17 protein-coding genes are annotated in these 17,063 nt (G+C 59.3%); all 17 read left to right on the top strand.

Annotated elements, in window-relative coordinates; translation table 11 throughout:
- Window positions 1-125: 125 nt before the first annotated feature.
- The 17 genes from ACLK1G_RS22355 (at window position 126) to fliJ (ending at window position 16,974) form a co-directional block, all read left to right on the top strand.
- Window positions 126-1,052, top strand: coding sequence for a ketoacyl-ACP synthase III (locus ACLK1G_RS22355; RefSeq protein WP_217860066.1), 927 nt, complete (start codon window positions 126-128; stop codon window positions 1,050-1,052).
- Window positions 1,053-1,136: 84 nt separating this feature from the next.
- Window positions 1,137-2,429: a motility associated factor glycosyltransferase family protein gene (locus ACLK1G_RS22350; protein ID WP_420767385.1), complete on the top strand. Its 1,293-nt coding sequence runs from the start codon at window positions 1,137-1,139 to the stop codon at window positions 2,427-2,429.
- On the top strand, window positions 2,426-2,695 hold the full coding sequence (locus ACLK1G_RS22345) for a hypothetical protein (protein ID WP_420767384.1): 270 nt from the start codon (window positions 2,426-2,428) through the stop codon (window positions 2,693-2,695). The genes ACLK1G_RS22350 and ACLK1G_RS22345 overlap by 4 nt, the downstream gene beginning before the upstream one ends.
- Window positions 2,696-2,948: 253 nt before the next feature.
- Window positions 2,949-3,800, top strand: coding sequence for a flagellin domain-containing protein (locus ACLK1G_RS22340; RefSeq protein ID WP_079305252.1), 852 nt, complete (start codon window positions 2,949-2,951; stop codon window positions 3,798-3,800).
- A gap of 72 nt (window positions 3,801-3,872) precedes the next feature.
- Window positions 3,873-4,238, top strand: a complete 366-nt coding sequence (locus tag ACLK1G_RS22335; RefSeq protein ID WP_258648067.1) for a flagellar protein FlaG — start codon at window positions 3,873-3,875, stop codon at window positions 4,236-4,238.
- Window positions 4,239-4,320: 82 nt separating this feature from the next.
- Window positions 4,321-5,754: a flagellar filament capping protein FliD gene (fliD, locus tag ACLK1G_RS22330; RefSeq protein ID WP_249873797.1), complete on the top strand. Its 1,434-nt coding sequence runs from the start codon at window positions 4,321-4,323 to the stop codon at window positions 5,752-5,754.
- Window positions 5,755-5,884: 130 nt separating this feature from the next.
- Entirely contained in the window at window positions 5,885-6,280 is a 396-nt protein-coding gene (gene fliS / locus ACLK1G_RS22325; RefSeq protein WP_092222857.1) for a flagellar export chaperone FliS, read from the top strand.
- A gap of 11 nt (window positions 6,281-6,291) precedes the next feature.
- Complete coding sequence (fliT, locus tag ACLK1G_RS22320) at window positions 6,292-6,588, top strand: flagellar protein FliT (protein WP_420767383.1); 297 nt, start codon at window positions 6,292-6,294, stop codon at window positions 6,586-6,588.
- A 173-nt stretch (window positions 6,589-6,761) separates the two neighbouring features.
- Entirely contained in the window at window positions 6,762-8,237 is a 1,476-nt protein-coding gene (locus ACLK1G_RS22315) for a sigma-54 dependent transcriptional regulator (protein ID WP_030141088.1), read from the top strand.
- Between the two features lie 110 nt (window positions 8,238-8,347).
- Complete coding sequence (locus tag ACLK1G_RS22310) at window positions 8,348-9,556, top strand: sensor histidine kinase (protein ID WP_420767382.1); 1,209 nt, start codon at window positions 8,348-8,350, stop codon at window positions 9,554-9,556.
- 5 nt (window positions 9,557-9,561) lie between these two features.
- Entirely contained in the window at window positions 9,562-10,944 is a 1,383-nt protein-coding gene (gene fleR, locus ACLK1G_RS22305) for a sigma-54-dependent response regulator transcription factor FleR (RefSeq protein ID WP_420767381.1), read from the top strand.
- Between the two features lie 249 nt (window positions 10,945-11,193).
- Window positions 11,194-11,520: a flagellar hook-basal body complex protein FliE gene (gene fliE / locus ACLK1G_RS22300; RefSeq protein WP_003184044.1), complete on the top strand. Its 327-nt coding sequence runs from the start codon at window positions 11,194-11,196 to the stop codon at window positions 11,518-11,520.
- Between the two features lie 15 nt (window positions 11,521-11,535).
- Window positions 11,536-13,320 carry a flagellar basal-body MS-ring/collar protein FliF gene (gene fliF / locus ACLK1G_RS22295; protein ID WP_420767380.1) on the top strand — a complete coding sequence of 595 codons (1,785 nt, stop codon included), beginning with the start codon at window positions 11,536-11,538 and terminating at the stop codon, window positions 13,318-13,320.
- Complete coding sequence (fliG, locus tag ACLK1G_RS22290) at window positions 13,313-14,332, top strand: flagellar motor switch protein FliG (protein ID WP_007958288.1); 1,020 nt, start codon at window positions 13,313-13,315, stop codon at window positions 14,330-14,332. The genes fliF and fliG overlap by 8 nt, the downstream gene beginning before the upstream one ends.
- Before the next feature lie 7 nt (window positions 14,333-14,339).
- A complete protein-coding gene (gene fliH, locus ACLK1G_RS22285; protein WP_420767379.1) occupies window positions 14,340-15,170 on the top strand; it encodes a flagellar assembly protein FliH in 831 nt (276 codons plus the stop codon).
- On the top strand, window positions 15,160-16,518 hold the full coding sequence (fliI, locus tag ACLK1G_RS22280; protein WP_420767378.1) for a flagellar protein export ATPase FliI: 1,359 nt from the start codon (window positions 15,160-15,162) through the stop codon (window positions 16,516-16,518). The genes fliH and fliI overlap by 11 nt, the downstream gene beginning before the upstream one ends.
- Window positions 16,519-16,524: 6 nt before the next feature.
- Entirely contained in the window at window positions 16,525-16,974 is a 450-nt protein-coding gene (gene fliJ / locus ACLK1G_RS22275) for a flagellar export protein FliJ (RefSeq protein ID WP_003184033.1), read from the top strand.
- The last annotated feature ends 89 nt before the right edge of the window (window positions 16,975-17,063 follow it).

Below are 17,063 nucleotides of genomic sequence, written 5' to 3'. Positions count from 1 at the left end.
TGACCGGGAAGATGGCGCCTGGCCCTTATCAGGACCGGTGATAGCCCTTTACACTTCCCGTTTGTCGGCGCCCCTCGATTCCTTGCGAGCGGTGGTATTGGGCTGTTTTTGATTGGGAAGCCGTAATGATTGGCATAAAAAGCATTGCGAGCTACGTTCCTGTAGCCGGCGTGGACAATTACGCACAAGGTGCAAAATTTGAAAAGGATGAAGAGTTCATCCTCGGCAAGATCGGTTCCGCCTTCTTGCCACGCAAGGATGACGGCCAGGAAACCTCGGATCTGTGCGTCGAAGCGGCCAATGCGCTGTTTGCCAATAATCCCGATCTGAAGCGCGAATCCATTGACGTGCTGATCGTCGTCACCCAGAACGGCGATGAAGAAGGCTTGCCCCACACGGCGGCTATCGTCCAGGACAAGCTCGGCCTGCCCACCAGCGTAGCGGCGTTCGATATATCCCTGGGTTGCTCGGGTTATGTCTATGGCATCTACGCCATCAAGGGCTTCATGGAAGCCGCTGGCCTGAAGAATGGCCTGTTGGTAACCGCCGACCCATACTCGAAAATCGTCGACCCGGAAGATCGCAACACCACGATGCTGTTCGGTGATGCCGCCACGGCGACGTGGATGGGCGAGGATGCGCCGTGGCAACTGGGCAAGGCAAAGTTCGGCACCGACGGCTCCGGTGCGCCGCACCTGAAGGTCAGCGACGGCGTATTCTTCATGAACGGTCGCCAGGTGTTCAACTTCGCGTTGCTCAAGGTGCCGGCACATTTGCATGAGTTGCTCGCCGATTCCGATCTGCAACCCAGTGACATCGATGCGTTCTGCATTCATCAAGGCAGCGCCGCAATCGTCGATGCCGTGGCGCGGCGTTTCGAAGGCGAGCCGGAGAAGTTCATCAAGGACATGGTCGAGACCGGCAACACCGTGTCGTCGAGTATTCCGTTGCTGCTCGAAAAGCACGTGCTCGATTCCGACTGGAAACGGGTCGCGTTGAGTGGCTTTGGCGTAGGTCTGTCATGGGGGTCGGCGATCATCTATCGCCCGTGAGCCGATAAAACCCGGGCACAAAAAATAGCGTCCAAGGTGTAACCTTGAACGCTATTTTTTTGCCTGATGCAAAAGCGAGACGCCATGAGCGAGTACTTTGAGCGCAACCTCCAGGTGATCCAGCAGCGTTGGCCGGCCTTGGCCGAGCGTCTGTTGCAGGAGGACGCTGGTGGGTTGCAGGCTGATCTGGTCGAGGGGCTTGGATCGACCCTGAGCATCAACGGCATTCAGTTGACCAGTCGCCATGACCGCCTCGCCGAGGCTGACTTGCAAGCCGCCAGCTTGCCGCCGGAGGCTGCCATTGTGCATGTCTATGGCACGGGGCTGGGGGATCTGCAGAGTCGCTTGCTGGAGCGGACCGGGCTTGAACGGTTGTCTGTGCATATTCTCAACGGTGCGGTGTTCGCCTTGGTCCTGCAGCTGCTGGATCAATCGCCCTGGCTTGCCGATCCGAGAGTGGCGTTGCTCTACGCCGGTGATCTGGCGGAAATCCAATTGCCATTTTTCGCACTCCCCGCCGAGTTGGTGCTGGCCGATGATTACAACGCCAAGATTCGTGACCGATTGATCAGTGAGATTCATCTGGACTTTACCAACCAAGCGTTCGATCCCCAGTCCCCTGAGATTGTCGAGCGTTTGCAATCGACGTTCAGTCTTGTGCAGGAAGATCGTGACGTTGCCGAGTTGTTCGGCAACTTGAAGGGGGGCGAGGCGTTTATCATTGCCACCGGTCCCAGTCTTGAGCGGCATTTCGAGAAATTGCATCACCTGAGCAAGCAAGCCGAGCGACCCTTGTTGATTTGTGTCGATACGGCCTACCGACCGTTGATCGACCATGGCATTGCCCCGGATATCGTGGTCAGCATCGACCAGCGCATCTCGGCGCGTCATCTTCCGCCTGAAAACACCGACAACATTGCGCTGGTCTATCTGCCAATGGCCGACCCTTCAGTGATCCGAGCATGGCGGGGCGCGCGCTACGCTGGGTATTCATCAAGTCCTGTCTATCGGGTGATGCGCGAGCAACTGCGCCGGGCCGAACTCCATGTAGGCGGCAGCGTGATTCACCCGGCCGTCGACCTGGCGGTGAAAATGGGCGCTGCGCAGGTCACGCTTTTCGGCGCCGATTTTGCCTTTCCCCATGACAAGACTCATGCAGGTTGGGGCGATGGTGACCTGGGGCCGCAACTGGGGGCGTCCAGGCATTGGGTGCTTGACGGGTATGGTCGGCGAGTCAAGACCCAGCTCAACTTCCGCAGCTATCTTTGCGAGCTGGAGCGTTTTATCGCCGGCCACCCCCAGGTGCGTTTCTTTAACAGCAGTCGGGACGGGGCGATGATTGTCGGCACCGATTTCCACCCGGAGTATGTGCAATGACCGAGTTTGAAAAGGTGATCGATGACGCCCGTGAGTGCGCACGCTTGTTTCGCCTTGGGCGGGACGTTGAGGCGGGGTTGGCGATGGTCACGCTGATCGAGTCTGCGCAGCCCTTGGTCGAACGGATGCCAGGCGAGGTCTCTTCGTCGTGGAGCGAGCTGCTTGCCCTGATGCTTGATGATCAAGAGGCGCAGAACTGGATTTCGCTGGCCGATTATCTTGAGTCCGAATGGGTCCAACTGCTGACCGCTGGTCAGTCCATCTAGCTTCTTTTCTCAGCTTCACCGCTGTCATGCGCTTTCAGCGACGTCAGCGGCGTTTCCCTGACGCCATTTTTTCAGCCACGAATCGCAGCCAAGTCCTTGATTTACGAGGGGTGGCACCCTGATGGCAAAATTTTTGAAAAATCTGCTAAAGCAAGTTCCGAATACGACGATAACTATTACGAAGGTTCTCTAGGCCACACCCGGCGGTTGCCAGGGCCGGAAGCCGCAGTACCCAACCAACGAGGAATTCGTCATGGCTTTAACAGTAAACACTAACGTCACATCGTTGAACGTTCAGAAGAACCTGAACAAGGCTTCCGATGCTCTGTCCACTTCGATGACCCGCCTGTCGTCCGGCCTGAAAATCAACAGCGCCAAAGACGACGCCGCCGGCCTGCAGATCTCCACTCGTATGACTTCGCAAATCCGCGGTCAGACTGTTGCGATCAAGAACGCCAACGATGGTATCTCCATCGCTCAGACCGCTGAAGGCGCTCTGCAGGAATCCACCAACATTCTGCAGCGTATGCGTGAACTGGCAGTACAGGCACGAAACGACAACAACGGTACAGCTGACCGTGATGCTCTGAACAAAGAATTTGCTCAGATGTCCGACGAGCTGACTCGTATCGCTGATTCGACCAACCTCAACGGCAAGAACCTGATCGACGGTTCCGCTGGCACCATGACCTTCCAGGTCGGTTCCAACACTGGTGCTACCAACCAGATCACTCTGACCCTGAGCGACAGCTTCGACGCTGCTACCCTGAGCGTTGACTCTGGTGCCATCGCGATCAGTGCTGCGGACAGCGCCGAAGCTGAAACCAACACCTCTGCTGCAATCGACGCGATCGACGCTGCTCTGGCGACCATCAACGCCAGCCGTGCGGACCTCGGTGCTGCCCAGAACCGTCTGACCAGCACCATCTCCAACCTGCAGAACATCAACGAAAACGCCGCTGCTGCACTGGGTCGCGTACAAGACACCGACTTCGCTGCTGAAACTGCCCAGCTGACCAAGCAGCAGACTCTGCAACAGGCTTCCACTTCGGTTCTGGCCCAGGCCAACCAACTGCCGTCCGCTGTACTGAAGCTGCTTCAGTAATAGCTGGATGAGTTTTAGCGGGGGAGTGCGCTTGCGTACTCTCTCGCTTTTTCCGTTCAAGAGGTGATGGACATGGATATGAGCGTGAAGCTGAACTTGTCTTATCCGGCGGCGAAACCGGCACCCAGTGTGGCCGATAAGCCCGTGGAGAAGCCTCGGGCCGAGATGGCTGTGGTAGCTCCGGTCAAAGAAGCCCCTAAGGATGCTGCTGCCGAGCATGACAAACTCAAGAAAGCCGTTCAGGAAATCGAGAAGTTCGTCCAGTCGGTCAAGCGTAACCTGGAGTTCTCTATCGATGAGCCTTCAGGCAAAGTAGTAGTCAAAGTGATCGCCAGTGGTTCCGGTGAAGTGATTCGCCAGATCCCGAACGAAGAAGTTTTGAAACTGGCTAACAGTTTGAATGATGCAAACAGCTTGTTGTTCAGCGCAGAAGCCTGACAACCGGCACGAATTCTGTTGTTATGTTCTTTTGGGCGTTGTAAAGGTCAAAAGGCCGGCGACACACTGAAGGGAGTCCCACATGGCAAGTCCAATTCTACCTGGCTTGGGTTTAGGCTCTGGCCTTGACACCACTGCTATCGTCAAGGCACTGGTTGATTCTGACAAAGCGGCCAAGCAGGGTCAGATCGACCGCGCCACCAAGACCAATACAGCCAATATTTCAGGGATCGGTACCCTGAAGTCGCTGCTGGCTACCTTTCAGTCCGCGCTTGAAAGCCTGGGCAGCACGACCTCGCCTCAATTCACCGGGGTTGCTGCCACTTCGGCCAACACCAGCGCCTTGACAGTAGTAGCCAGCAACTCGGCGGTCAGCGGTACTTACTCGGTAAACGTCACTCAGTTGGCGACGTCATCAAAAGTCGCTACCGCCGCGTTCGCGGGTGGTCCTTCCAGTGTCGTAGGGGCGGGCACGCTGACGATCAGCCAGAGCGGCAAGGATTACACGATTGATGTTCCGGCGGACGGGACGCTGCAGTCGGTTCGCGATGCGATAAACAGCAAGTATTCCTCCAGCGGCCTGACCGCTAACATCGTCACCGACAACTTTGGTTCCCGTCTGGTAGTGGGCTCGACAAAGACCGGTGCCGGCAGCGATATTTCCCTCAGCGGTATTGCCAGTCTTGCTGCCGATGGATCTACGTTGATGGGGACGCCCAGTGCAACCTCTTCGGGCTCGATCGGCCTGGCCAAGGATGCAATTTTTACGGTTGATGGACTGTCGATGACTAGCCCAACCAACAAGCTGGATAATGTTATTTCGGGCTTGAACATGACATTGCTCGTCGCCGGCTCCGGACCGACGACGGTCACCGTCGCCACTAACGCCGACGGCTTGAAGGCTTCGATCCAAAAATTTGTCGATGCTTATAACGCTATTGCCAAGGCGGTCACATCGTTGACCAAACCGTCGACGGATGCTGATGGTAATTCGGTCCCTGCCGCGTTAACGGGCGACTCTTTGCCGCGTTCGCTCCTGGCGGCCATTCGTGCTCCGTTGTCTGAGGCGGGGGCGGGCGATAAGTTGACCGTGTTGTCACAGTTGGGCATCACGACCAACCAGACGACCGGTGCCCTGGACTTCAACAGCGTGAAGTTTACGGAAGCCCTGAATACCAAACAGTTGGGTGGCGAGGTCCAGACTCTGTTCACCGGCGAGAATGGTTTGATCGAACGCATGCAGAATGCACTCAAACCCTACACGGAAAAAAAGACAGGGCCTGATGGGAAAACGGTAATCGATAGCATCTTGACGACGAGATCGAAGAATCTCGACATCATCAAGGCGAAATTGAGCGCTGACCAGTTGGCGCTGGACCGTCGGGTCGAGACGCTGACGGCGGTATTGACTAAGAAGTATAACGACATGGACACTCTGGTCGGTAAGCTGAAGGCCACTGCCAGCAATATCACTTCCATGTTCGAAGCGATGACAGCCCAGCAGAAAAACAGCTGATTCCGACTGATGCAAAAAAGCCCGGCAGCGTCTCGCGACGTTCCGGGCTTTCGGCTTTTTCGGTCTAAAGTTTTTTGACGTAGCGTCGATACGCTGTTTATACGAACCGAAGTTTTTGATGAGGTAAAACATGAATCCGATGTTAGCCCTTCGCCAATACCAGAAGATTGGCGCCCAGGCGCAAACCTCCGAAGCAAGTCCCCATCGTCTCGTGCAGATGCTCATGGAAGGTGGGTTGGACCGTATCGCCCAGGCCAAGGGCGCTATGGAGCGCAAGGACATAGCCAACAAAGGCGTCCTGATCAGCAAGGCCATCGGTATCGTGGGTGGCCTGCGTGAAGGCTTGGATCTGGAAAACCAGGCCGAGTCGGTAGCCGAGTTGGATGCTCTTTACACCTACATGATGAAACGTCTCGCCGAAGCCAACGCCAAGACCGATCCGAAGATCCTCGACGAAGTCGCTGATCTGCTGCGCACGGTCAAGGAAGGCTGGGACGGTATCGCGCCACCTGGCCCGCAATTCTGAGGAATAAGCTCATGAGTCTTGTCTTGCAGCGCATAGAACAAACCCGAGATGCCCTGGTTGATGCCCTGGCTGAGCGCAATTGGGAGGCCATCGGTCAATTGGATCTGGCGTGCCGTTCCTGCATGGAAGACGTCATGGGCGAGTCCGAGGTGGACGAGGCGGCGTTGCGTAACAACCTGGAAGAGTTGCTTGGCGTATATCGGCAGTTGCTGGATGCCGCGACGGGGGAACGTCAGGCGATCGTGAACGAAATGTCACAGATTAACCAGGCACAGAACGCGGCGAAGGTTTACCACTTGTTCGGATGATTTAATTTTCATTTAATCCGAACAAAGTGCGCCATAAATTTGACTGTGCACGATTTTTTGACTTAACTAGTGGCTGTTTACAGATTTCAGGCGTCTACAGGCATGACAAGTCTGCAAGCGTCTAGCTTGCCCCCAAATTCGGGCACTGAGTTGACTAGGGAAGTTGCTATTGCATGTGGCGTGAAACCAAAATTCTCCTGATCGATGACGATAGCGTCCGCCGCCGTGACCTGGCGGTGATCCTGAATTTTCTCGGCGAAGAAAATTTACCCTGCGGTAGCCATGATTGGCAGCAGGCTGTCGGCTCTTTGTCGTCCAGTCGTGAAGTCATTTGTGTCCTTATCGGGACTGTAAATGCTCCCGCTTCGCTTTTGGGCTTGCTAAAGACACTCTCAACCTGGGATGAGTTCCTTCCCGTTTTGCTGATGGGCGAAAATTCTTCCCTTGACTTGCCTGAGGACCAGCGCCGCCGGGTACTTTCCACCTTGGAAATGCCGCCGAGCTACAGCAAATTGCTCGATTCGCTGCACCGTGCCCAGGTTTATCGCGAGATGTACGACCAGGCCCGCGAGCGCGGTCGGCACCGTGAACCCAACCTTTTCCGCAGCCTTGTCGGCACCAGCCGTGCGATCCAGCACGTGCGCCAGATGATGCAGCAGGTGGCCGACACCGACGCCAGCGTGCTGATCCTGGGCGAGTCCGGCACCGGCAAGGAAGTGGTCGCGCGCAACCTGCATTACCATTCCAAGCGCCGCGAAGCGCCGTTCGTGCCGGTCAACTGCGGTGCGATCCCGGCCGAGTTGCTGGAAAGCGAATTGTTCGGCCACGAGAAGGGCGCGTTTACCGGTGCAATCACCAGCCGCGCCGGGCGTTTCGAACTGGCCAATGGCGGCACGCTGTTCCTCGATGAGATCGGCGACATGCCGCTGCCGATGCAGGTCAAGCTGCTGCGCGTGCTGCAAGAGCGTACGTTCGAGCGCGTGGGTAGCAACAAGACCCAGAGCGTCGACGTGCGGATCATCGCCGCGACCCACAAGAATCTCGAGAGCATGATCGAGGTCGGCAGTTTCCGCGAAGACCTCTATTACCGCCTCAATGTATTCCCGATCGAAATGGCGCCGCTGCGTGAGCGGGTCGAAGACATCCCGCTGCTGATGAACGAGCTGATCTCGCGCATGGAACACGAGAAGCGCGGTTCGATCCGCTTCAACTCGGCGGCGATCATGTCCCTCTGTCGTCATGGCTGGCCGGGCAACGTCCGTGAGCTGGCGAACCTGGTGGAGCGCATGGCGATCATGCACCCCTACGGTGTGATCGGCGTCGCTGAGCTGCCGAAGAAATTCCGCTACGTCGATGACGAAGACGAGCAAATGGTCGACAGCCTGCGCAGCGACCTGGAAGAGCGCGTGGCGATCAACGGCCATACGCCGGATTTCACCAGCAACGCCTTGTTGCCGCCGGAAGGCCTGGACCTCAAGGACTACTTGGGCGGCCTGGAGCAAGGGCTTATCCAGCAGGCCCTCGACGATGCCAACGGTATCGTGGCCCGCGCGGCGGAGCGCTTGCGTATCCGCCGTACGACCCTGGTAGAAAAGATGCGCAAGTACGGCATGAGCCGGCGCGAAGGAGATGAACAGGCGGATGATTGACGCCTGTTTTGCAACCGCCTGATTTCCAGGCGGTTTTTTTTCGGCACGGGTATTGCTACAGCCCTCGTAACGTTCCGTTTAACTGACGGTCAGCCAAGCGAGAGAGCACGATGACCCAAGCCGCCCTGATGTCGCCTGTCCCCGAGCCGGGACACATGCCGTCCGCCGAACAGGCTAGCCGGCTTGGACTTGAACAGGCGTTTTCGCTGTTTAACCAGATGTCCAGCCAGTTGACCGATTCCTACAGCCTGCTTGAAGCCCGGGTGACCGAGCTCAAGGGTGAGCTGGCGGTGGTCAGTGCCCAGCGCATGCAGGAACTGGCGGAAAAAGAACGCCTGGCCAATCGGCTGCAAAATCTCCTCGATCTCTTGCCTGGCGGCGTCATCGTCATCGATGAGCACGGTTTCGTGCGCGAAGCCAACCCGGCGGCGTGCGAGCTGCTCGGCCTGCCCCTGGAGGGCGAGCTTTGGCGGCACGTCATTGCCCGCTGCTTCGCCCCTCGCGAAGACGATGGCCACGAAATCTCCCTCAAGGACGGTCGCCGTCTCTCTATCTCGACCCGTTCGCTGGATGCCGAGCCAGGGCAGTTGGTGCTGCTCAATGACCTGACTGAAACCCGTCACCTGCAAGATCAACTGGCTCGCCACGAGCGCCTGTCGTCCCTCGGCCGGATGGTGGCGTCGCTGGCCCATCAGATCCGCACACCGCTGTCCGCCGCGTTGCTTTACGCCAGTCATCTGACGGAGCAGCAATTGCCCATGGACACTCAGCAGCGCTTTGCTGGCCGCTTGAAAGAACGCCTGCATGAGCTGGAGCACCAGGTGCGCGACATGCTGGTGTTCGCCCGGGGCGAGTTGCCGTTGACCGACCGCGTGACGCCCAAGGCGTTGCTGCAATCCCTGCAGGCCGCAGCGTTGACCCATGTGCAGGATCTGCCGATCCGCTGGCAGTGCGACAGCCATGCGGGCGAGGTCTTGTGCAACCGTGACACCTTGGTGGGCGCGGTATTGAACCTGATTGAAAATGCGATCCAGGCCAGCGGCGGCGACGTCCGGCTGAAGATTCATCTGTATACCCGTGGCAGTACGTTGCGCCTGTGTGTCAGCGACAGCGGCAGTGGTATCGATCCAGCGGTGTTGACCCGCCTGGGCGAACCGTTTTTTACCACCAAGGCCACTGGGACAGGCTTGGGCCTGACCGTGGTCAAGGCTGTGGCGCGTGCCCATCAGGGAGAATTGCTGCTGCGCTCGCGGCTGGGGCGCGGCACTTGTGCGCTGATCGTCCTGCCGCTGTTTTCCAGTGCGCCAGGGGTGGAGTGAAGGCAATGGCAATCAAGGTTTTGCTGGTGGAGGACGATCGTGCCCTGCGCGAGGCGCTCGCCGACACACTGCTGTTGGCCGGGCATGATCATGCCGTCGTCGGTTCGGCGGAGGAGGCGTTGCTGGCGGTCGCCCGCGAGCCGTTCAGCCTGGTGGTCAGCGACGTCAATATGCCGGGCATGGACGGCCATCAGTTGCTCGGTTTACTGCGGGCGCGCCAGCCTCAATTGCCAGTCCTGTTGATGACCGCCCACGGTGCGGTCGAACGAGCGGTGGATGCCATGCGCCAGGGGGCGGCGGACTATCTGGTCAAGCCGTTCGAGCCCAAGGCGCTGCTTGACCTGGTGGCGCGCCATGCCCTGGGAAGCCTTGCCGTTGAAGGTGAAGGCCCGGTGGCGATCGAGCCGGCCAGTGCGCAGCTGCTGGAATTGGCAGCGCGGGTGGCACGCAGCGATTCAACCGTATTGATTTCCGGTGAGTCCGGTACGGGCAAGGAAGTCTTGGCCCGTTATATTCACCAGCAGTCCCGTCGCGCCAGCGAGCCGTTCATTGCCATCAACTGCGCGGCGATTCCCGACAACATGCTCGAAGCAACATTGTTCGGCCACGAAAAGGGTTCGTTCACCGGCGCCATCGCGGCCCAGGCTGGCAAATTCGAACAGGCCGATGGCGGCACCATCCTGCTGGATGAAATCTCTGAGATGCCCCTGGGCCTGCAGGCAAAATTGCTGCGGGTGTTGCAGGAGCGAGAAGTGGAGCGGGTCGGCGCGCGCAAGCCCATCAGCCTGGACATCCGAGTGGTCGCGACGACCAACCGCGACCTGGCGGGCGAAGTGGCGGCGGGGCGTTTCCGGGAAGACCTTTATTACCGGCTGTCGGTTTTTCCGTTGGCCTGGCGTCCGTTACGCGAGCGCACCGCCGATATCCTGCCGCTGGCCGAGCGTCTGCTGGCCAAGCACGTCAATAAAATGAAGCACGCAACGGCGCGCCTGTCCGCCGAGGCACAGGCTTGCCTGATCGGGTATCCCTGGCCCGGCAACGTCCGGGAACTGGATAACGCGATCCAGCGGGCGCTGATCCTGCAGCAGGGCGGCTTGATCCAGCCCGAGGATTTCTGCCTGGCCGGTCCGGTGGCTTGTGCGCCTTTGCCGGTACCGCCGCTGGCGCCGGTAGTGCCTCCGGTCGAGGTAGCCGAATCAGCCGGTGCGTTGGAGGACGATCTGCGTCGTCGCGAATTCCAGATGATCATCGACACCCTGCGCGCCGAGCGCGGCCGTCGCAAGGAAGCGGCCGAGCGACTCGGCATCAGTCCCCGAACCCTGCGCTACAAGTTGGCGCAAATGCGTGATGCCGGAATGGATGTGGAGGCCTACCTTTTCGCCAGTTGAATAATTGATCCAAGCAATTGCACCTCTAAATCTGTGGGAGCGAGCCCTGCTCGTGAAGGCGGTGATTCAGGCGATGTAGATGTTGACTGACAGACCGCTATCGCGAGCAGGCTCGCTCCCACACGAGTCCGGATGAGCTCGCGCATGCATTTGTTTTTTACGGCCATCGAGCTGGCACCCTTGTTGCTAACACCTACGTACCCGCTGAGTAAGTGTCAAAAAAATGCGGGCCGCCAGAGAGAATAGACCATGAGCCAAGGTATTGAATTTAATCGATTGATGTTGGACATGCGGTCCATGCAAATGGACGCCATGGCCCAGCCGAAATCGGTAGCGGTCCCCCAGGTGGGTGGCAGCAGCTTTTCCGACATGCTCGGTCAGGCCGTCAATAAAGTGAACGATACCCAGCAGGCTTCGAACCAGTTGGCCAGTGCTTTCGAGATTGGTAAAAGTGGCGTCGACCTGACGGATGTAATGATCTCTTCGCAGAAAGCCAGTGTCTCGTTTCAGGCGTTGACCCAGGTACGTAACAAACTGGTTCAAGCCTACCAAGACATCATGCAGATGCCGGTCTAAGGAAACTATTGAGTCATGGCAGAAGCAGCCGTTGATAACGTTCCAGCCAAGGCCACTCCGGTAGACGGCAAACCGCCGTTGTTCGGTCTGTCTTTCCTGGAAAACCTCTCCGAGATGACCATGCTGCGTCAGGTTGGCCTGTTGGTCGGCCTGGCTGCCAGCGTGGCGATTGGTTTCGCCGTCGTGTTGTGGTCCCAGCAGCCAGACTACCGTCCGTTGTACGGTAGCCTGGAAGGCATGGACGCCAAGCAGGTCATGGAAACCCTGGCTTCTGCCGACATTCCCTACACCGTTGAACCCAATTCTGGCGCCTTGCTGGTCAAGGCCGACGACGTGGCGCGCGCGCGCCTCAAGCTCGCTGCCGCTGGCGTGACACCGACCGATGGCAACATCGGTTTCGAGATTCTGGACAAGGACCAGGGCCTGGGCACCAGCCAGTTCATGGAAGCGACTCGTTATCGTCGCGGCCTGGAAGGCGAACTGGCGCGCACCATCTCCAGCCTCAACAACGTCAAGGCTGCCCGTGTGCACTTGGCGATCCCGAAAAGCTCGGTGTTCGTGCGCGATGAGCGCAAGCCGAGTGCTTCGGTACTGGTTGAACTGTATTCCGGCCGCTCCCTGGAGCCAGGCCAAGTCGTTGCCATCATCAACCTGGTGGCGACCAGCGTTCCCGAACTGAGCAAGTCGCAAATCACCGTGGTCGACCAGAAGGGCAACCTGCTGTCCGACCAGGCGGAAAACTCCGAACTGACCATGGCCGGCAAGCAGTACGATTACAGCCGCCGCATGGAAGGCATGTTCACCCAGCGGGTGCATAACATTCTGCAACCTATCCTGGGCAATGGCCGCTACAAGGCCGAAGTTTCGGCGGACGTGGATTTCAGTGCGGTCGAATCGACCTCCGAGCAATTCAACCCGGATCAACCCGCGTTGCGCAGCGAGCAGTCGGTGAACGAACAGCGTACCGCCAGCAATGGACCGCAAGGCGTGCCGGGTGCCCTGAGCAACCAGCCGCCGTCGCCGGCCAGCGCGCCGCAAACCACCGGTGGCGCCACCGCCGCCGCGGGCATGGTGCAGCCCGGCCAGCCGCTGATCGATGCCAATGGCCAACAGATCATGGACCCGGCCACCGGCCAGCCGATGCTCGCGCCGTACCCGGCCGACAAGCGTCAACAATCCACCAAGAACTTCGAGCTGGACCGTTCCATCAGCCACACCAAGCAGCAGCAGGGCCGTTTGAATCGCCTGTCGGTCGCCGTCGTCGTGGACGATCAGGTCAAGATCAACCCGGCCAACGGCGAAACCAGCCGTGCGCCGTGGAGCGCCGACGAATTGGCGCGCTTCACTCGCCTGGTGCAGGACGCCGTTGGTTTCGACGCCAGCCGTGGCGACAGCGTCAGCGTGATCAACGTGCCGTTCTCCCTGGAGCGCGGTGAAGAAATTGCCGACATTCCGTTTTATTCGCAACCCTGGTTCTGGGATGTGGTCAAGCAAGTATTGGGTGTGTTGTTCATCCTGATACTGGTATTCGGCGTGTTGCGCCCGGTGCTGAACAACATCACCGGTGGCGGCAAGAACAAGCAGTTGGCAGGCTTGGGCGATATAGAGCTGGGAGGCATGGGCGGCCTGGATGGCGAATTGGCCAACGATCGCGTCAGCCTCGGCGGGCCGCAGAGCATCCTGCTGCCAAGCCCGAGCGAAGGCTACGACGCTCAGTTGAACGCCATCAAGAGTCTGGTGGCAGAAGATCCGGGTCGTGTGGCCCAGGTCGTGAAAGAGTGGATTAACGCAGATGAGTGATAATCGAGCCGCTGTTGCCAAATTGTCCCGGGTCGACAAAGCCGCGATCCTGCTGCTGTCCCTGGGTTCGACCGACGCCGCCCAAGTGCTGCGTCACATGGGGCCCAAAGAGGTCCAGCGCGTTGGCGTGGCCATGGCCCAGATGGGCAATGTCCATCGCGAGCAGGTCGAGCAGGTCATGAGCGAGTTCGTCGACATCGTCGGCGACCAGACCAGCCTGGGCGTCGGTTCCGACGACTACGTGCGCAAGATGCTCACCCAGGCCCTGGGCGAGGACAAGGCCAACGGCCTGATCGACCGGATTCTGCTGGGTGGCAACACCAGCGGCCTGGACAGCCTCAAGTGGATGGAGCCGCGCGCGGTTGCCGACGTGATCCGTTACGAACACCCCCAGATCCAGGCGATCGTGGTGGCGTACCTCGACCCGGACCAGGCCGGCGAAGTGCTGGGCAACTTCGACCATAAGGTTCGCCTCGATATCATTCTGCGTGTGTCGTCGTTGAACACCGTGCAGCCAGCGGCCCTGAAAGAACTGAACCAGATTCTCGAGAAGCAGTTCTCGGGCAACTCCAATGCCTCGCGCACCACCTTGGGCGGTATCAAACGCGCGGCGGACATCATGAACTTCCTCGACAGTTCGATCGAAGGTCAACTGATGGACTCGATTCGCGAAGTCGACGAAGACCTGTCCGGTCAGATCGAAGACCTCATGTTCGTGTTCAACAACCTGGCCGATGTCGACGATCGTGGTATCCAGGCTCTGTTGCGCGAAGTGTCCTCCGACGTTCTGGTCCTGGCCCTCAAGGGTTCGGACGAAGGCGTCAAGGAGAAGATCTTCAAGAACATGTCCAAACGAGCGGCCGAACTGTTGCGCGACGACCTCGAGGCCAAGGGCCCGGTGCGCGTCAGCGACGTGGAAACTGCACAGAAGGAAATCCTCACCATCGCCCGCCGTATGGCCGAAGCCGGAGAAATCGTGCTCGGTGGCAAGGGCGGCGAAGAGATGATCTAAGGTCGTTATGTCTGCCAAGAGTGATGATGCACCCAGCGACCTGATCCGCGCCCGGGACGTCGGAGGTTTCGACGTCTGGTCGCTGCCCAGTTTCGACCCCTTCGTGCCCGAGCCCGAGCCGGAGCCGGTGGAAGAACTGCCGGAGATGGAGGAGGTGCCGCTGGAGGAAGTCCAGCCACTGACCCTCGAAGAAGTCGAGAGCATTCGTCAGGAGGCCTACAACGAAGGCTTCGCCATTGGCGAGAAAGAAGGTTTCCACAGCACGACGATCAAGGTTCGCCAGGAAGCCGACGTGGCGCTGACGGCGAAGCTGCGTGCGTTGGAATCACTGATGCTCAATCTGTTCGAGCCCATCGCCGAGCAGGACACCCAGATCGAAAAGTCATTGGTCGGGCTGGTGCAGCACATCACCCGCCAAGTGATCCAGCGCGAGCTGGCGATCGATTCGAGCCAGATCGAACACGTCATGCGCGAAGCCCTCAAGCTGCTGCCGCTGGGCGTGGGCAACGTGCGGCTGTACATCAATCCTCAGGACTTCGAACTGGTGAAGGCCCTGCGCGAGCGACACGAGGAAACCTGGCGCATCGTCGAGGACGAGTCCCTGCTGCCGGGCGGTTGCCGCGTAGAAACCGAGCACAGCCGCATCGACGCGACAATCGAGACGCGCATCAGCCAGATCATGGCAAAACTCTTTGACCAACTGCACGAACAGGCCCTGCATCCGGCTCCGGCCGACCTCAGCCTGGATCTGCCGGACGAACCCAAGGCCGCTGTCATCGTCGATCCGAACGGTGACGAACCGCTTGTTGGCGCAACGGACAGCCGCGATGCGCCTTGAGCGAACCAGCTTTGGCAAGCGCCTGGGCAGCTACGCCGAGGCCACCGAACTGGCCGGCCAACCGATCCTGGAAGGTCGCCTGCTGCGTATGGTCGGCCTGACCCTTGAAGCGGAAGGCTTGCGTGCCGCCATGGGCAGTCGTTGCCTAGTGATCAACGATGACAGTTATCACCCGGTGCAGGTCGAAGCCGAGGTCATGGGTTTCTCCGGCAGCAAGGTGTTCCTGATGCCGGTGGGCAGTGTCGCCGGCATCGCCCCGGGTGCCCGCGTGGTACCGCTGGCCGATACCGGTCGCCTGCCCATGGGCATGAGCATGCTCGGCCGGGTGCTGGATGGCGCTGGACGGGCCCTGGACGGCAAGGGCGGTATGAAGGCTGAAGATTGGGTGCCGATGGATGGCCCGACGATCAACCCGCTCAAGCGCGACCCCATCAGCGTACCGCTGGACGTGGGCATTCGTTGCATCAACGGTTTGTTGACGGTTGGACGCGGCCAGCGCCTGGGCCTGTTCGCCGGTACTGGTGTGGGCAAGAGTGTGCTGCTGGGCATGATGACCCGCTTTACCGAAGCCGACATCATCGTGGTGGGCTTGATCGGCGAGCGGGGTCGCGAGGTGAAGGAATTCATCGAGCACATCCTCGGCGAAGAAGGGCTCAAACGTTCCGTGGTCGTGGCTTCGCCGGCGGACGATGCGCCATTGATGCGGCTGCGTGCCGCCATGTACTGCACGCGTATCGCTGAATATTTTCGCGACAAGGGCAAGAATGTCCTGTTGCTGATGGACTCACTGACCCGTTTCGCCCAGGCCCAGCGGGAAATCGCCCTGGCCATCGGCGAACCTCCGGCGACCAAAGGGTATCCGCCTTCAGTCTTCGCCAAGCTGCCGAAATTGGTGGAACGCGCCGGAAACGCGGAGAAGGGCGGTGGCTCCATCACCGCGTTCTACACCGTGCTGTCCGAGGGCGACGACCAACAGGATCCGATCGCCGACTCGGCCCGTGGTGTGCTCGACGGCCATATCGTATTGTCCCGGCGTCTGGCGGAAGAAGGACATTACCCCGCCATCGACATCGAAGCGTCGATCAGCCGGGTCATGCCATCGGTGATCAGCCCCGAGCACATGAAGCGGGCGCAACAGTTCAAGCAGTACTGGTCCCGTTACCAGCAGAGTCGCGACCTGATCAGCGTAGGTGCCTATGTGCCTGGCGGCGATCGCGAAACCGACACGGCCATCAACCTCTATCCGGCCATGGCGGTGTATCTGCGCCAGGCGCTGAATGACAGCATCGGCATGGGCGCCAGCGAAGCGCACCTGCAAACCATTTTCGCCCCAGTCTCCGGCACGTAACCGATCATGGCCACGAGTCGTGCGGCGCGCCTGGCACCGGTGGTGGACATGGCGGAAAAGGCTGAGAAAACCGCTGTACAGCGGTTGGCGTATTTCCAGGGGCAAGTGGCTGTTGCTGAAAGCAAGCTGGCTGACCTGGAGAATTTTCGTCTGGAATACCAGGAACAGTGGATTGCCCGTGGCAGTCACGGCGTTTCCGGACAGTGGTTGTTGGGTTACCAGGGGTTCCTGGCGCAATTGGGCACCGCCATCGATCAGCAGCGCCAAAGCCTGGTCTGGCACCAGAACAATCTCGAGAAGGCTCGCCAGAGTTGGCAGGAAGCGTTCGCCCGAGTCGAGGGGCTGCGCAAGCTGGTACAGCGTTACATCGACGAGGCGCGGCAATTGGAGGATAAGCGTGAGCAGAAACTGCTGGATGAATTGTCCCAGCGCTTGCCGCGCCAGGACCCGTATTGATATTGGCGGTAGAGTTTTGTCGGGCAGGCGATTTGAAACCTTGCTCAGACCTCTACCAGGTGCTAAACCTTGTACACGTATGTCCACGA

The sequence above is a fragment of the Pseudomonas algeriensis genome (genome assembly GCF_048847255.1).
Lineage (GTDB): Bacteria > Pseudomonadota > Gammaproteobacteria > Pseudomonadales > Pseudomonadaceae > Aquipseudomonas.
This window is presented reverse-complemented; position numbering and strand designations above follow the sequence as displayed.

Bases quoted from the DNA above. Each gene is read 5' to 3' on its own strand.
- ACLK1G_RS22335 (WP_258648067.1), top strand. From the start codon at position 3,873: ATGGATATGAGCGTGAAGCTGAACTTGTCTTATCCGGCGGCGAAACCG.
- ACLK1G_RS22315 (WP_030141088.1), top strand. From the start codon at position 6,762: ATGTGGCGTGAAACCAAAATTCTCCTGATCGATGACGATAGCGTCCGC.
- fliS (WP_092222857.1), top strand. From the start codon at position 5,885: ATGAATCCGATGTTAGCCCTTCGCCAATACCAGAAGATTGGCGCCCAG.
- ACLK1G_RS22350 (WP_420767385.1), top strand. From the start codon at position 1,137: ATGAGCGAGTACTTTGAGCGCAACCTCCAGGTGATCCAGCAGCGTTGG.
- fliF (WP_420767380.1), top strand. From the start codon at position 11,536: ATGGCAGAAGCAGCCGTTGATAACGTTCCAGCCAAGGCCACTCCGGTA.
- fliJ (WP_003184033.1), top strand. From the start codon at position 16,525: ATGGCCACGAGTCGTGCGGCGCGCCTGGCACCGGTGGTGGACATGGCG.
- ACLK1G_RS22310 (WP_420767382.1), top strand. From the start codon at position 8,348: ATGACCCAAGCCGCCCTGATGTCGCCTGTCCCCGAGCCGGGACACATG.
- fliD (WP_249873797.1), top strand. From the start codon at position 4,321: ATGGCAAGTCCAATTCTACCTGGCTTGGGTTTAGGCTCTGGCCTTGAC.
- fliG (WP_007958288.1), top strand. From the start codon at position 13,313: ATGAGTGATAATCGAGCCGCTGTTGCCAAATTGTCCCGGGTCGACAAA.
- fliE (WP_003184044.1), top strand. From the start codon at position 11,194: ATGAGCCAAGGTATTGAATTTAATCGATTGATGTTGGACATGCGGTCC.
- fliT (WP_420767383.1), top strand. From the start codon at position 6,292: ATGAGTCTTGTCTTGCAGCGCATAGAACAAACCCGAGATGCCCTGGTT.
- fleR (WP_420767381.1), top strand. From the start codon at position 9,562: ATGGCAATCAAGGTTTTGCTGGTGGAGGACGATCGTGCCCTGCGCGAG.
- ACLK1G_RS22355 (WP_217860066.1), top strand. From the start codon at position 126: ATGATTGGCATAAAAAGCATTGCGAGCTACGTTCCTGTAGCCGGCGTG.
- ACLK1G_RS22340 (WP_079305252.1), top strand. From the start codon at position 2,949: ATGGCTTTAACAGTAAACACTAACGTCACATCGTTGAACGTTCAGAAG.
- fliI (WP_420767378.1), top strand. From the start codon at position 15,160: ATGCGCCTTGAGCGAACCAGCTTTGGCAAGCGCCTGGGCAGCTACGCC.
- fliH (WP_420767379.1), top strand. From the start codon at position 14,340: ATGTCTGCCAAGAGTGATGATGCACCCAGCGACCTGATCCGCGCCCGG.
- ACLK1G_RS22345 (WP_420767384.1), top strand. From the start codon at position 2,426: ATGACCGAGTTTGAAAAGGTGATCGATGACGCCCGTGAGTGCGCACGC.